The sequence below is a fragment of the Enterococcus sp. PLH-Efm8 genome (assembly GCF_053011625.1).
The window spans coordinates 2,107,640-2,123,002 of record NZ_CP172568.1; the positions used below are offsets into that span (position 1 = coordinate 2,107,640).

Below are 15,363 nucleotides of genomic sequence, written 5' to 3' on the forward strand. Positions count from 1 at the left end.
GAAATCACCTCATCATGTTGTTTCTCCTTTTTTCTTTTTCTTGTGGACCCACAAAAACAGCAAAATCAACCATAACACTAGAACTGCAGCAACCAATCCTGCATAAAGCCATGGGAAAGATTGTTCTTGTACTGCAAAAACGGAATTTTCATTTACTTTTTGTGCTTTTTCTTTTTTGATCGTAAAGTTTTGTGTAAATCGCCATTCATTACTGTCGCCTGATTTTGCTATGATTTCTGCGCGGTAATCGCCGGCTTTTGCTTTATCACCAGCTAAATCAAGATTCAAGTGAAAATTCGAATTTGGTGCAACTAAAAATGCATTAGACGTATTTTCAATATAAAGCTGATTTTCATAAAAGATCTTGCTCGTAAATATCAAATTGCTGATAATCCTAGGCTGAGGATTTTGGAAACGAAGCTGAACAGTTGGCTTTGCGTTGACCTCGTCCAAATCTCCTGATAAAAGTTTCAGATCCGGTTCTATCGTCTCTTGACTTTCTTGTAAAACGACTGCGAGATTATAAGCAATACGATTTTTGATTTGTGCTCCTTCTGTAGCATTTTCTGTTTCAGCTTCTTCTTTAGGTGAAACATGAATACCCGCTAATACACGTCCCTTAAAGCTTTTTGCTGGGATTTTCACTTCTATAGGTACAGTTGTTTCTGCATGTGCTGATACATTGATTTCCTTTTTCGCAATGAGCAAAACGTCACGGACATCAAACGGCAATGTCTCATCTAACGTTGGGTTTTTTTGACTATAATCGATCGTTCCACCATCACTCGTTACCGCCGGATTGACAGAGACCTCAAATGTTCGTTCTTCATCTGAAGAATTGCTGATAATTACTTCTAGTGTCTGATTTTGTTCCGGTGCCACTAATAAATCAAAATAACCGATTGCTTTATCTATTTGGTTCTCTGGAAATACCGGTTTGATTCCAAAGTCTCCTGCTGAATCCTTTGCTTGGCTGATTGACGGAAAAATGAAAAATAGACTTAAAATAGAAAAAAACGAAACAAACAGTCGTTTACTTTGATTCATTGTCCACCACATCCTTTCAACAACAACTGCGGTAAAAAATCCTTCACCTATAGTATTTTCACCGCAGTTTGTTGAATTTATTTCATACTCTATGCTACTGGGCCAGCCACGAGGTTCCAAGTCAAATCAGCCGTGAATGTTCCAGCTGCTGCTTTCGGCACTTTCAGTGTGATATTTGCTGGATCATAAACAGAAAGCCATGTTCCCAGACCTTGATCTTTTGCTGCTGTAAATATTGGTGTCGCTGCACTTGCTTTACTCAACCCAGTTACAGTTTGACTAGTTGGTCCAGTGGATTCGTTATCTGACGTACTTTTAACAGTGGATGTTCCAAAATCTAATTCAGCGCCTTGCAAAACTTGTGAACCGTTTACAAAATCTGAAACCGAAACTGTCACGTTCCACCCTTGTGCTTGGCCATCTGCACCTACACCTCGACGATCTGATACTTGGAGATAAGGTGTATCGTTTTTTGAAGCGTCTACTTGATACGTTTTTGTTCCGCTTTCAATCTCGTGTGTACCAAATGGCAATTCGGGAACTACATCCAGTGTTAAAGGACCTGTCTGGCCAGTTGCTGGATTTTCCGGATCTGCTGGCTCTACTGGTTTTGAAGGATCAGTAGGGTTAAGAGGCTCCACGGTATTTGTTGGTTCAGTAAAGGTAATATCTCCTTTTGAAGTCGCTTGACCCTCAGCAAAAGCTGGTGTTGCCAAGCCGCCTAGAAGAAGTGTTGAAAGTAATAATGTCCCAATCATGTTCTTTTTCATAATAAATCACTCCTTTTTCTTAGTGACCTAAGTATAGTAGAGACAGTATGCAAAAAATCCTCATGAATTCATCCGCTTACTTGAAATTATGACCCTTTTTGTATAAAAGAGAAAAAAACAATAAAATCGTTTACATGAATATTCTTCCTTTTTTATTAAGTTTCGTTTGTCAAATTAAGTTAGACAAATCATCTTTTGTGACGTAACTCAAAAATACTTCCATTGGTGTCCGATAGTGTAATGATTTTCTAGGAATATGATTTCGTTTCGATGCCACCGATTGGATAAAGGTTTCAGATACACCATTAAAATCCATAGCTTTATACAAACCATCTTTACGTAATAAGCCATTTGAATGTTCATTCAATCCTCGTTGAGAAGGTGTTCCTGGATCCGCAAAATAAATTGAAATATCGTTGGTATTACTAATCTTTTTCCAATTTGAGAATTCTTTTCCACAATCAAATGTGATGGATTTAAATAAGTTTTTTGGGACACAACGAAACCATTGATTCAGCCTATTTTCAATGTCTTTAGCCTGTCTGCCTTCGGGTTTCAAGGTAATGATGACTTTAGATAGCCGTTCAACTAATGTGATGACCGCGCTTTTATGTTTTCCACCCACGATAGTGTCACCTTCCAGGTGACCAAATTCATGATCAAACTGGGTATAGTCTGTCTTTCTGTCTCGGATTGACCGGCGAAACCCTTGTTTTCCTCTTTTTTCTTTATGACCGTTTGGTTTTCTTTTTCCCTTCATTGGTAAATCGTGAGTGTCAAAGGTTTTATCTTTAAACATTCGATACAGTGTGCGTACCGAACAAGCAATAGGAAACTCTGCTCGACCAATAAGGACATCAGGAGCCCACCCTTGAACAACCTTTTTTTGAATGTATTCCTGTTGCTCATCAGGTAAAACAATCGGATGTCTTCCGCAGTTACGTTTGTTTTTCTTATATTGTTTATAGTAGCTCATTGCGCTTCCACCAGATTTAAGAAAACGATAGACCTTATAAATAGTTTGTCGAGAACGTTGTAACAGATTGGCTACTTTTGAAACAGGTTGTGATTGATTGAAATAAGCTTCTATCATTACGAGTTCAGTTGGTGTAAGATGGTTATAGGTCATTTGTACTCACTCCTTATAATTCTTTCGTCGGAACTATTTTGAGTGTAGCACAAATGACTTTTTTTAGTTGTCTAGCTTAATTTTACAATCGGCGAAGTATGAAAAAATATTTCAATTTTATTTTTTCGTTTCAAATTATTCTATTAGTGACATCCTTGAACTATAAAAATAGGAGTACGGCATCATCTGCCGCACTCCTATTTTTTTCGTCATTTGTTTCTTAAATAAAACGATTCTCACGCAATTTTATTTTTTTGATATCTTCTACTGTTTGTGTTCCAGCTAATTGCATGACCATTTCCAATTCTGTTTTAAAGAAATCAAACACTTGATGGACTCCTGTACTTCCTCCTAAAGACAATCCATAAATAACGGGTCTGCCAATAGCAACAAGATCTGCACCTGATGCGATTGCTTTGAAAACATGCTGTCCGCGTCGTACACCGCTGTCAAACACGATTGGTACACGTTTATCTACTGCTTCTGCCACATATTGCAACGAATCAAACGCTGCTGGACCACCATCTAGTTGACGGCCACCATGATTAGATACCCAGATTCCGCCAGCACCAGATTCTAATGAACGATAGACATCTTCTTCTGACTGGACACCTTTCACATAGACTGGCAAATCAGAATGAGCAGCAATAAATTCTACATCTTTTGGACTAAGCTTCTGTTTGGAAGATTTGTACACAGCATCCATCGTTTGGCCTACTCCTGATTGATAAGCCTGAACGATCGGCATTGGCAGTGGGAAGGTAAACCCATTTCTGCGGTCTGTTTCACGGTTTCCGCCAACTGTTGCATCCGCTGTCAATACGATTGCTTTTGCTCCATTACGCTTGGCCACTTCAAGAATATCCAAATTGATCCCATCATCTTTGCTCATATAAAATTGAAACCATTGCGGTGCTTTCTCCCCGCCTGCTTCTCTTATCTCTTCTAATGTACAAGAAGCGTAAGAACTTGCTGTATAGATCGTCCCAAAATCTGCTACACCTTTTGCAGAAGCTTTCTCCGCCTTCACATGAGCTAAGCCATGAGCAGCAACTGGTGCCATGATGATTGGTGCAGTCAGCGTTTCTTTGTCAAAATGTGTAGTTGTATCGGGTAATTCTACATCTCTTAATACATGAGGAATAATCAGCTGATGATTGAATGCCCGTTCATTTTCTTGATAAGTAAATAAGTCGCCAGCACCACTGCTGATGTAACCATAACCACCAGCTGGAATCACTTGTGAAGCGGCTATTTCTAAATCTTCCATATTGATAAAATCCACTATTCCTTCATTTGTACCTGCTTGATACGTTTTTTCCATTTCAATGCCTTCCCTCTATAAAAAATTGAATGAATAATATGATAGCGTTTACACACTTTATATTACTCTTCCGTATTGATACAGGCAAATAATCTGTTTACATTTCAGTCATTCCAGTTGTTACTACTCTGAAAGAAATGTTTAGAACACAAATAGATAAAAAACGATGGGATTTTGACAAAAGTCGTGTCAAAGTCCCTTTTACGAAATACTGTGGATGCCTATTGAAATAAGTGCGGGTTGTTTCTTTGTATTTCAATCGTTTCTTGCCATTCTTCGTTTAATTTTGGATTACCGTTTTCTTCCTTGAACGCATAAGGTCCCAATCCAAAAAGCTCAGTTAGTATTTGATTCACGATTCCATATAGCTCGGTGTGATCGGACACATGATTATTGAAGATCATCTCATTATCACCACGTTTGAATCTCACATTCGGGCTCTCATGATGAACCTCTATGCAGTTTTCCCCTTTTTTTAACTGACGGATTTCTGAAAACATCTCATAAATATCTTCTCCAATAAAACCTTCAGCAAGCGCCAGACTGTCCACAAGACCGCCTACTGTCAACTCAGAGATTATCGCTTTGTTGGCACCAAGCTTTAATGTATAGCTTGTTGCTTCTACTACGCCGCATGCATTGCAACCACCTTCTGATAGTTCGCTTTTTCTGATCAATTGAACTTCTTTCATTTTCTGTTCCTCCTCTTAGTTTTCTACTTATGTATTTTTTATCACCTGACGTAAGTGTATTTTATCGTCACGATCACGTGATTTATTCTTCAGAGATTCTACCTGAATAATTCATACTTTTAATTAAAACCATGTGAAACTGCCTCACGGCAGCTTACAATTACTTTTTCATCTTCACCCGTTAAGTGATGAAAAAAGAACCCCTTTCTGCTATGGTTAAAGTGACTAAACCAACCAAAAGAAAGGAGTTCTTTTCATGACTAGCTTACACAAAAACCAAGTAAAATTCAATTCAAATATCACTATTTCTCATACAGGTGGTCAATTATCGAGTGATTCGGGTCTCGTCCTAGTGAAAGAGCTGATGAACATCTTTGGTTTTTCTGAACTGGCTAAGCAACACATTCACATTGAAGACGAACGAGCGTATTTTACTCATGACAACTTATCCATACTTGAGCAGTTCATTATGCAATTAATTGCTGGTTACTCAGCTGATTCTGCAGCTAATCTCCTGAGACAAGATCCTGTGTTTAAAGCTGTTTTAGATAGGAAAGAACTCGCTTCTCAATCTTCACTTTCCCGATTTTTAGATCGACTATCTGAGGAGAATATCCATGAACTTCAAGCTTTGAACCAAGAACTTATCGATAAAGCACGCCTCATCCGTAATGATACGGAATTAATCATTGATTTAGATTCGACCCATTCAGATACATTTGGTCACCAAGAACAAACGAATTATAATACACACTACCAAACCTATGGTTACCATCCATTGGTAGCTTTTGACGGATTGACTGGTGACTTCTTAAAAGCTGAACTACGTTCAGGAAATCAATATACATCAAAAGGCGTAAAGGAGTTTCTCACACCTTTATTAGAGCACTATAATCACTCTCTACCAAACACTGACATCTTGGTTCGTGGAGACAGCGGGTTCGCTACACCTGGTGTGTATGATTCGTGTGAATCAAAAAAGAGTCATTATGTTATTCGACTGAAGAATAATCGTAGACTAGGTCAAATAGCTGAGAAATCAGTACTTTATGGCGATAATCAAAAGTGGGAAGAACGAGAAGTTCAGTACTTCTCGACCACTTATCAAGCACAATCCTGGTCACAAAGTCGTCGCGTGTGTATACGCTCAACACGTGAAGCGGGCGAACTACTCTTTCGACATGAATTTATCGTGACGAATCTATCAGAAAATGTTTCTCCTGATACCATCTTTTCTATCTATGCCAAACGTGGCACAATGGAGAACTTCATTAAAGAAGCGAAAGCTGGCTTTTACTTTGACAAAACAGACAGTCCTCGCTTTTTGGAGAATCATGTCCGAATGATGCTCAGCTTGATAGCTTACAACTTAGTCAACTTCTTAAGAACGATTGGCTTTGAAGAAGTCCAAAAGGGAATGACCATTCATTCTATTCGATTGAAGTTTCTGAAAGTTGCTGGGAAATTAGTCCAAACGGGTAGACGAGTCTATCTCAAATTATCTAGTTATCATGTGTATCAGAATGAATTCTACAGGGTCTTTGCTCGCCTGAGGCGAGCCAGTCAATGGATCTAATCCAACAATCTAACGATTTTTTTACTGGGAAGTTATCCAGGGAGAAGTATGCTCAAAATGCCTTACACCCAAAATTTATTCCTCAATATTTTTGAACAGTGAATGTTTGAAGTAACTTTTTAGTCAAAATCAGTTGATAGGGATATTAGTGATACATATTTCAATAAAATGTGCCAAAGAATTAAAGCTATGAATTATTCAGGATTCTATTTATCTATCTAACATATCCTTTATTCTTCTACTTTTCTTTCTTTAGCATATAAGAGATACGCATAGTAATCAAGCAAGGATTGTTGATATAAAAAGAACAAATACCGCTATTTTGATTTCTTTTGACTCTATTACTCATATAAATAAAATTTATTATACCTGCTCTTTTTGACTATATCCTCATCTGACTCCTATACTTCGTTTGTATTAAAACTTAGGAGGAATCATTCATGCTTACAGGGCTAAACTTATTAAATAATCCTTTTCTAAATAAAGGAACAGCTTTTACAAAAGAAGAACGGGCAAAATACGGAATCACTGGTATGCTTCCAAGTACTGTCCAAACATTGGAACAACAATCTGTCCAAGCTTACGGTCAATACTTAAGCAAACAGACCGATTTGGAAAAACGTATCTTCTTAATGAATCTATTCAATACGAACCGGACATTGTTTTATAAATTGATGGGCGAACATTTAGTTGAATTCATGCCTGTCGTTTATGATCCTGTCGTTGCGGATTCAATCGAACAATACAACGAAATTTTCTTGAAACCACAAGATGCTGTATTTCTTTCAATCGACGAACCAGAAAATATCAAAGCAAGTTTGAAAAACGCAGCAGATGGACGCGACATTCGTTTGATCGTTGTGACAGATGCAGAAGGAATCTTAGGTATGGGTGACTGGGGTGTGAACGGTGTTGACATCGCTATCGGTAAATTGATGGTCTACACTGCCGCGGCTGGTATCAATCCTGCACAAGTCTTGCCTGTATCAATCGACGCTGGTACTAATAACGAAGAATTATTGAATAATCCATTATACTTAGGGAATCGTCATGCTCGTGTAGAAGGCGAAACTTACTACGAATTCATTGATCAATTCGTTCAATCAGCTACTGAATTATTCCCAGAATTGTTATTACATTGGGAAGATTTTGGACGAGGAAATGCTGCAACGATCTTAGAAAAATACGAAGATAAAATCACTACTTTCAATGATGATATCCAAGGCACAGGAATCGTTGTACTAGCTGGTGTATTAGGTGGATTGAATATATCAGGTGAGCAATTGAAAGATCAAACGATCTTGACATTTGGTGCTGGTACTGCTGGTGTAGGTATCGCAAACATCCTTTTAGATGAAATGATCCGTCAAGGTGTACCTGAAGAAGAAGCACGCCAACATTTCTATCAAGTAGATAAACAGGGTTTATTGTTTGAAGATACAAAAGGATTGACTCCTGGTCAAATCCCATTCGCTCGTAAACGCTCAGAATTCACTAATGCTGATGAATTGACAAACTTAGAAGCAGTTGTAAAAGCAATCCATCCAACGATCATGATCGGTACTTCTACCCAACCTGGAGCATTCACTGAAGAAATCGTGAAAGAAATGGCGGCTCATACCCCACGTCCAATCATCATGCCTTTGTCTAATCCAACAAAATTGGCAGAAGCAAAAGCAAAAGATTTGATTGAATGGACGGACGGAAAAGCTTTAGTTGGAACAGGTATCCCTGCTGCTGATGTGGAATATAACGGTGTAACTTACCAAATCGGTCAAGCAAATAATGCGTTGATGTACCCAGGTTTAGGGCTTGGTTTGATTGCTTCAACAGCTACACGAGTAAATGCTGAAATCATTTCTCAAGCTAGTCGAGCATTAGGCGGAATCGTTGATGTAACAAAACCAGGAGCAGCTATCTTGCCTCCAGTAGCAAAAATCACTGAATTCTCTCAAACGATTGCTGAAACTGTCGCAAAATCAGTTGTTGCACAAAAATTGAATCGTGAAGAAATCACGGATATCAAAGAAGCTGTTGAATCTGCTAAATGGGTTCCTGAATATAAATCTTTAGAAGATTAAGATTGTTATAGTAAAAGAACATACAGAAACTTTGTATGACGTCTAAAAAGAAAAAAGCGACTGCGGCAAAACAGCAGCCAGCCAACTACTGCTCTTTTGCCGCTTCTCTTTGGCTTTTTTCATACGATACAGAATAAGAAAGGATCTGTAAAAATGGCACAAAAAACAACAACCGCAACTGCAGTTGAGGAAAAGAAAAAAGAAGGGTTTTGGTCAACAAAAATTACCGGCGTAAGTTTGCCCCTTTATTTGATCATGGTCCTTGTCCTGATCATTGCAATGGCTTTAGGAAAATTACCGACGAATATGATTGGCCCAATCGCTGTTTTGGTCATTTTCGGTAATTTATTTCATTTTATCGGAACAAAAATCCCTATAGTCAAAAGTTATTTAGGTGGTGGCTCCGTTTTTGCGATCTTTGCCTCTGCCGCGATTGCTACATTTGGGATCTTACCTGAGTATGTAGTAAAATCCACAGAAAACTTTGTCAGCAATATGGGCTTTTTAGACTTTTATATTGCTGCCTTGATTACTGGTAGCATCCTTGGTATGAACCGTAATCTATTGATGAAAGCTTCTGTTCGTTTTATTCCCGTTGCACTTATTTCAATGGTCGTCTCCTTTTTTGCCGTAGGACTCGTAGGTATGCTTATCGGAAATGGTTTTGCAAATTCCGTTTTATATATCTCATTGCCCGCAATGGCTGGTGGTGTTGGAGCCGGAGCTGTACCTTTATCAACGATTTATGCAAATGTTTTAGGTACGGACGCTTCTTCTATCATTTCCCGCCTGATTCCTGCGACAGCAATGACAAATGTCCTAGCTATCATTGGTGCAGCGTTAGTTGCTCGTGCGGGACAATCAATGCCAAAATTCAACGGTAATGGTAAATTAATGGAAAAAGGCGACCTTGGCGATGGAAAACCTAGAAATGTAAAACCTTCCATTCCACAATTAGGTGTCGGTTTGATGGTATCATTGACTTTCTTCATCTTAGGACAAATCTGTAACTATTTTGTTCCTAAAGTCCATGCTTACGCATTCATGATCATTATCGTTGTTATCTGTAAAATCGCAAACCTATTACCAGAATATTACGAAGATGCAGCTATCATGTTCAACAACTTGATTGTCAAAAACTTGACAGCAGCTGTTCTTGCCGGTATCGGTATTGCGTTATTGAATCTAAATGTATTGGCTTCTGCTTTGACATGGCAATTTGTTGTCTTATGTTTGACAAGTGTTATCGCGATTTCAGTAGTTTCAGGATTTGTCGGTCGTTTGTTTGGTTTATATCCAATCGAATCAACTATTACTGCTGGCTTATGCAACAACTCGATGGGTGGTACAGGAAATGTAGCTGTCTTATCTGCAGCTAATCGGATGGAACTTATTGCTTTTGCTCAAATGGGCAATCGGCTTGGTGGTGCCATCGTTTTGATCATCTCAGGTTTCTTGATGCAATTACTTTCTTAGTCAAAAAAAATACCTGATCATCAAGTATCGGCTTGATGACCAGGTATTTTTTGATAAAAATTTACAGGATTTTCAAAAATCTTTTTTGCATTTTATCGGAATGATAACCGATGCGTTCATAAAATCGGTGTGCTTCTACTCTGTATTCTGCAGAATTAAGTCTTATTGCTGATATTCCTCGTCTTTTCGCTTCTTCTACGCCAGTCATCAAGGCCTTTCCGATTCCTCTTTTTTCAGCATGTTTAGACACAGCAAGTGCCATAATATTGAACATCGGATCGCTGAAAATCGATTCATAGGACTCCGCTTGTACATAGCCAGCTGCTTTTTTAGAAGTAGGATCTTCATAGACCAAGAAAAAATTTTTTTCTGGCTCCTTCAACAGTTTCTTCATTTGTCTCACCGTAACGGTTAATGGTACATCATATCCTAATTGTTCCGCATTGATTTCTCGTAGTGCTTCTGCATCTCCTAAACGCATTTCCCGCAACATCCAAATCACCAGCCAATTTTTATTTTTTTAAATGAATTTTTTTATCACAGTATACTCCTTTTTTCACTTAAAAAAAGACTTTTCAGTGATTTTGACTTGCTTGAATCCAGATCCTTCTAATGTTTGCAAGATGACGAAAGCATTGTAAAGATTGATCAAAAGAACCACGATGACAATCGCTTGAAAAATAAAGGTCACTTTTTTTGGAGACAAAACCCTGCTAAATCTTGCTCCCCACAAACCTCCAATAACAGCAGCGGGGATAACATAAAACAACATAGATAAATCAAAGCGCATAAAGCTACTTGTTAAAGCAATCGTTACCAATTTTGCCAGTTGAGAAAAGAAAATCGTAGATAGAGAATATAGTGTTGCTTCTTTTATTGGCAATGCAAACATCAGCATCAACAAAGAAACATTGACTGGTCCACCACCAATACCTAAAAAACTAGCTAAAAAGCCCAGAACCCCCCCACATATAAGGTACCAAGTCCATGACGTCAAATGAAATTTTGGCTGATGATGCTTGGTGTAGAAGAACGCAAAAACCAAGGTCAATACCGTCAAAAAAATTTGGATCAGCTGCACATGCTTCTCGTTTTCAAATAACTGTAAAAAAACTTCGAATACAATGTTGCCGACTACTCCTCCAACAACAGCTCCACTAGATACCCAACCGACAATCTGCCAATTCAGTGATTTCCCGCTTGATACTTGTCGCACAGTCGAAACAATGGACATCGTGAATACCGCAACTGTTGAGTAAAAAGAAATCCCTGCAACAGAATGGGCGCCGATAAGATCAAGAATCGGTTTGATCAACACGCCTCCACCCATCCCGGAAATAGCGCCAACTGTGTTCGCCAGAACGATCACCACAAAATAAATCAGACCAATCATCTTGTATTTCCTTTCTCTTGTTTATATCTTTTAGCGATTGTTACTCTTTTCTTTTATTATACAGTAAAAGAAACAAACGAGGCTTCGAAAGCTTTTCTACTTTTTAAGGAAATTTAGTGGCTCTATAATTTATGGGACTGATGAATCAGAATTGATTCTTCAGCCCCATTTTCATTTTAGGTATTAAAAAACATATCGTTCTCTAGTATGATTAAATCACCACAAAATAAACAACTGAGAGGACGATACGCTATATGAATGATTCTATCAAAAAAATGCTGAGAATAACAGAGAAAGATTTGATGATTACAGAGGTCTCTTACGAGACCCTTCAGAAGAAAAAGACGTTGGTCGTCGATGCTGTTCTCTCGCCTACTCCTCGTGCTTGTAGAAGTTGTGGTTCTACTGTGGTAGATGGAAACGGGAAAGCAATTATAGTGAAAAATGGAAAAAAGGAAACGATTGTCCGTTTTGAACAATACAATCATATGCCTTTGGTTATGCGCCTAAAAAAGCAACGCTATACCTGTAAAAACTGTCGCACCCATTGGACGGCTCAAAGTTATTTTGTCCAACCCAGACATTCAATCGCAAATCATGTTAGATATAAAATTGCTTCTTTACTGACTGAAAAAGTATCTTTATCTTTTATTGCGAAAAGCTGTCAGGTATCTTTGACCACCGTTATTCGTACATTGAAAGAGTTTAAAAGCTATTTACCAAAGCAATCTAAGAAGATCCTCCCCAGAGTATTGATGGTTGACGAATTTCGTTCGCATGCTTCCATAGAAGATAAGATGAGCTTTATTTGCGCGGATGGCGAAACAGGAAAATTAATAGATGTTTTGCCTACGCGTAAATTACCTCGATTAACAAGCTATTTCTTAGGTTGTACCAATCCAGAAGAAGTAGAATTCTTGGTGACAGACATGAACGCCGCCTACTTCCAGCTCACCAAACGTGTTCTGCCAAATGCGAAAGTCGTGATTGATCGGTTTCATATTGTCAAACACATGAATCAAGCGTTCAATGAGTTGCGTATCCGTGAAATGAATGAACTTCGTAAAGCCGGACAGAAAAGCCAGGCAGAAAAACTGAAAAAGAACTGGCGCTTTTTGCTAAAAAATCGTGCAAACATCAACCATTATGAATACAAAACATGGAAAAGTTTCCGAGCACCAAAATACCCATTTCTTACTGAAGCAATGATGATTGATCGATTGCTTGAGTTTTCTCCGCCCCTAAAGGAGGCGTATCCCTTTTTTCATGAATTAGTTGAAGCCTTTCGAGACAAAGACCCTGACTTATTTTTCTCCTTATTGGCAGAACTTCCCGAAACGTTAGATGACAGCTTTCGGGAAAAGCTTCAAAACCTTCTGACCTATGAAGAAGGCATCACCAACGCAATGATCTATCCTTATTCCAATGGAAAAATAGAAGCGAAGAATACCCACATAAAGACAATGAAACGAGTATCCTACGGATTTAAATCATTTGAGAACATGAGAATTAGAATCTTTTTGATCAATCAATTAATCAATGTAAGATAACAAAAAATCTGAGCCAGAATGTGGTTCATTCTGACTCAGATTTGATTTTGCACAACTCATCAGTCCTTATTGACAAAGAGCCAATTTAGTGCTAAACGAAAAAACCGGGCTCTACTTTTCAGAGAGTCCAGCTTTTCTTACACCTTATCGATTCTTTTGTTCTATTCTTCTTCCGCCATGAATGTATTGAATACTTCTTCGATCATATCCCATTCTGCGTCTGTTTCGATTTGTTCTAACTCGCCTTCTGTTCCATCTTCGTTTTCGATGTATGCATAAGCTTGTAATTCTACATCTTCATCTTCTGAAACACCAGCTGGATATAAAAGAACATAGTTACGTCCAAATTCTTCTTGTCCGTCAACTGTTAGCAAGATTTCGTATAATGTTTCATTTCCTTGGTCATCCACCAATGTGATGTGTTCGTGTCCTTCGTGTTCGTGGGAATGGTTATGTTCTGTCATAAGATTACCTCTTTTCTTTTTATTATTAAAATAATTGCTTACCTGAGCCGTCTAAATAATTTTGTAAAATCATCACAGCTGCTAATTTATCGATGACTTTTTTTCGTTTCGCTCTTGAAGTATTTGCCTGCTCTACTAGCATACGTTCTGCCTGAACAGTGGTTAGTCGTTCATCTTGATAATCAACCGGCAAGGAGAATAGTTCTTTGATCTTCTCTCCATATGACATGGAAGCTTCTGCCCTTGGTCCGATGGAATTGTTCATATTCTTAGGTAATCCAACTACAAAACGGTCTACTTCGTACTGCGCCACTAATTCCTTCAACCGATCAAAACCAAACTCTTCTTCTGCCTCATTGATTCGAATGATTTCTACTCCTTGAGCTGTCCAGCCAAAGGGATCGCTCACAGCAACGCCTACTGTCTTAGAACCGACATCCAAGCCCATTACTCTCATAAATTCACTCCATGATTTGAGAGGTAGTCTTTGACAATTACTTCCATGATTTCATCGCGTTCGTGACGGCGAATCAAATTTCGTGCATCACGATAACGAGGAATGTAGGCCGGGTCTCCAGAAAGCAAGTAGCCGACAATCTGATTGATTGGATTGTAGCCTTTTTCTTCCAAAGCCCGATAAACAATCGCTAATGTTTCGCTCACTTCTTTTTTGCGACTATCGTCAAAACCAAAACGTACGGTTTCATCTGTAAAACCCATGATTCTACACCTCTTTCCCGCAAGGTAATTCCAGCTTACCTTCTACACCCTTATTTTACTCGAAGAAAGGGAAAACTACAAACAAATATTCCAAACTTCTGAATAAATTAAGAAACACGATTTGTCTGATTTTTCCTTTTTTCTGTGGCTTTTTCAAAAGCCCTCTTTCCATAAAGTATACGCTATATTTCTTTGAAAGTATGTTTTTACACAATTTTTTCATAAAGTTCATAAAAAATTCGAATTGCTGCTACTAATTTTTCGTTTTCGTTGCTTGCCCTGTCTCATAATTGATGGTGTAGCCATCTTGAACATTGTAGATAAAGACATTGAATTCAATTTTTTTGTCTTCAATGCTTTCTGCTTCCAACTGCACACCTCTTGCTACCAGTTCATTTCCCTCGAAATGAGGAGTGACACGATAGCGTACATGATGATTTGTTTCCTTGATATATGCCGCAATATCATTTTCGTGGGCAAGCATGTACGGAGCATTCAACGAACGTGTCCCTGTCATTAAGTTTTTAATGTTATTATTTTGACCAGTCAACTGGAAACCAATCAAATGGCTGCGGTTGTATAACCATTGTCCGTCACTTAATTTCTTTTGTTTCCAACCTGTCGGATCAATATACAAAGGTTCTCTCTTTTCAGTAGGAAACAAGTCTTTTCCCAACATCGCATTGGCTTGTCCTACTCTGTTCAATTTGTCTATATTTGAATAGCTTTCCCATGTCCCTTTGGAAAGACTAAGATCCTCTTTTGTAAACTCCGGCTGATTCCCATTGATTTCTATTTCTTGATGTTTTCCATCATATTCTGGCACATCCGCTACTTGAGAAGCTTGCGGTGTGGAATCAAAAATGGTTGTAATTTGTTGGAAGATATCTGAATCTTTTTGTGTGGTGGAAATACCGAGTGCCCCTGCAATCACAGCAGCGACGATCCCCACGATCGCCTTGGTTGTTTTTTTGCTCATTTCTTTACTCCTTTACTAACAGTTCCCTAAATCTTAACATATGTTCCCCTATAAATAAATACTGGAAAGAAATAGAAACAGTAAAAAAATAAAACCAGTTTTTAGACGGCTTAAGAATACAAAAAAAGAGACGGATTCATCGTCTCTACTCAATCACAAAAC

Annotated in this window: 15 protein-coding genes; 4 read left to right on the forward strand and 11 right to left on the reverse strand. The window is 38.3% G+C overall.

Features of this window, described 5'->3' with window-relative positions:
- Window positions 1–12: 12 nt before the first annotated feature.
- The 5 genes from ACIFUW_RS10450 to ACIFUW_RS10470 all read right to left on the reverse strand — a co-directional run bounded on the left by ACIFUW_RS10450 (window position 13) and on the right by ACIFUW_RS10470 (window position 4,962).
- Complete coding sequence (locus ACIFUW_RS10450; RefSeq protein ID WP_002295065.1) at window positions 13–1,047, reverse strand: DUF916 and DUF3324 domain-containing protein; 1,035 nt, start codon at window positions 1,045–1,047, stop codon at window positions 13–15.
- 89 nt (window positions 1,048–1,136) lie between these two features.
- Window positions 1,137–1,817, reverse strand: coding sequence for a WxL domain-containing protein (locus ACIFUW_RS10455; protein ID WP_002295063.1), 681 nt, complete (start codon window positions 1,815–1,817; stop codon window positions 1,137–1,139).
- Between the two features lie 169 nt (window positions 1,818–1,986).
- Window positions 1,987–2,946, reverse strand: a complete 960-nt coding sequence (locus ACIFUW_RS10460) for an IS30 family transposase (protein ID WP_002303350.1) — start codon at window positions 2,944–2,946, stop codon at window positions 1,987–1,989.
- A gap of 220 nt (window positions 2,947–3,166) precedes the next feature.
- Window positions 3,167–4,270: an alpha-hydroxy-acid oxidizing protein gene (locus ACIFUW_RS10465; protein ID WP_002295061.1), complete on the reverse strand. Its 1,104-nt coding sequence runs from the start codon at window positions 4,268–4,270 to the stop codon at window positions 3,167–3,169.
- Window positions 4,271–4,491: 221 nt separating this feature from the next.
- Window positions 4,492–4,962, reverse strand: a complete 471-nt coding sequence (locus tag ACIFUW_RS10470) for a DUF4809 family protein (RefSeq protein ID WP_002295059.1) — start codon at window positions 4,960–4,962, stop codon at window positions 4,492–4,494.
- Between the two features lie 256 nt (window positions 4,963–5,218).
- On the opposite strand from ACIFUW_RS10470, the gene ACIFUW_RS10475 reads away from it, so the two are divergent.
- From ACIFUW_RS10475 to ACIFUW_RS10485, 3 genes are all read left to right on the forward strand, one after another.
- Window positions 5,219–6,538, forward strand: coding sequence for an IS1380-like element IS1678 family transposase (locus tag ACIFUW_RS10475; RefSeq protein WP_000202380.1), 1,320 nt, complete (start codon window positions 5,219–5,221; stop codon window positions 6,536–6,538).
- A 440-nt stretch (window positions 6,539–6,978) separates the two neighbouring features.
- A complete protein-coding gene (locus ACIFUW_RS10480) occupies window positions 6,979–8,619 on the forward strand; it encodes a malolactic enzyme (protein ID WP_002302982.1) in 1,641 nt (546 codons plus the stop codon).
- A gap of 153 nt (window positions 8,620–8,772) precedes the next feature.
- The gene (locus ACIFUW_RS10485; protein ID WP_002302984.1) at window positions 8,773–10,095 is read left to right on the forward strand and encodes a 2-hydroxycarboxylate transporter family protein; all 1,323 of its coding nucleotides are present in this window, start codon (window positions 8,773–8,775) and stop codon (window positions 10,093–10,095) included.
- A 61-nt stretch (window positions 10,096–10,156) separates the two neighbouring features.
- Here the strand turns inward: ACIFUW_RS10485 and ACIFUW_RS10490 are convergent, their stop codons facing one another.
- Together ACIFUW_RS10490 and ACIFUW_RS10495 are read right to left on the reverse strand one after the other, a co-directional pair.
- Window positions 10,157–10,588, reverse strand: coding sequence for a GNAT family N-acetyltransferase (locus tag ACIFUW_RS10490; RefSeq protein ID WP_002295053.1), 432 nt, complete (start codon window positions 10,586–10,588; stop codon window positions 10,157–10,159).
- Between the two features lie 63 nt (window positions 10,589–10,651).
- Window positions 10,652–11,488, reverse strand: coding sequence for a sulfite exporter TauE/SafE family protein (locus ACIFUW_RS10495; RefSeq protein ID WP_002302985.1), 837 nt, complete (start codon window positions 11,486–11,488; stop codon window positions 10,652–10,654).
- A gap of 254 nt (window positions 11,489–11,742) precedes the next feature.
- On the opposite strand from ACIFUW_RS10495, the gene ACIFUW_RS10500 reads away from it, so the two are divergent.
- Window positions 11,743–13,038 carry an ISL3-like element ISEfa11 family transposase gene (locus ACIFUW_RS10500; RefSeq protein WP_002297218.1) on the forward strand — a complete coding sequence of 432 codons (1,296 nt, stop codon included), beginning with the start codon at window positions 11,743–11,745 and terminating at the stop codon, window positions 13,036–13,038.
- Window positions 13,039–13,199: 161 nt separating this feature from the next.
- On the opposite strand, the gene ACIFUW_RS10505 is transcribed toward ACIFUW_RS10500, so the two are convergent.
- From ACIFUW_RS10505 to ACIFUW_RS10520, 4 genes are all read right to left on the reverse strand, one after another.
- Complete coding sequence (locus tag ACIFUW_RS10505) at window positions 13,200–13,502, reverse strand: DUF1292 domain-containing protein (protein ID WP_002295049.1); 303 nt, start codon at window positions 13,500–13,502, stop codon at window positions 13,200–13,202.
- 25 nt (window positions 13,503–13,527) lie between these two features.
- On the reverse strand, window positions 13,528–13,959 hold the full coding sequence (ruvX, locus tag ACIFUW_RS10510) for a Holliday junction resolvase RuvX (protein WP_002290886.1): 432 nt from the start codon (window positions 13,957–13,959) through the stop codon (window positions 13,528–13,530).
- A complete protein-coding gene (locus ACIFUW_RS10515) occupies window positions 13,956–14,222 on the reverse strand; it encodes an IreB family regulatory phosphoprotein (protein WP_002290885.1) in 267 nt (88 codons plus the stop codon). Before ACIFUW_RS10515 ends, ruvX begins: the two co-directional genes overlap by 4 nt.
- A 253-nt stretch (window positions 14,223–14,475) precedes the next feature.
- Window positions 14,476–15,201: a DNA/RNA non-specific endonuclease gene (locus ACIFUW_RS10520; protein ID WP_002290883.1), complete on the reverse strand. Its 726-nt coding sequence runs from the start codon at window positions 15,199–15,201 to the stop codon at window positions 14,476–14,478.
- Window positions 15,202–15,363: the final 162 nt, after the last annotated feature.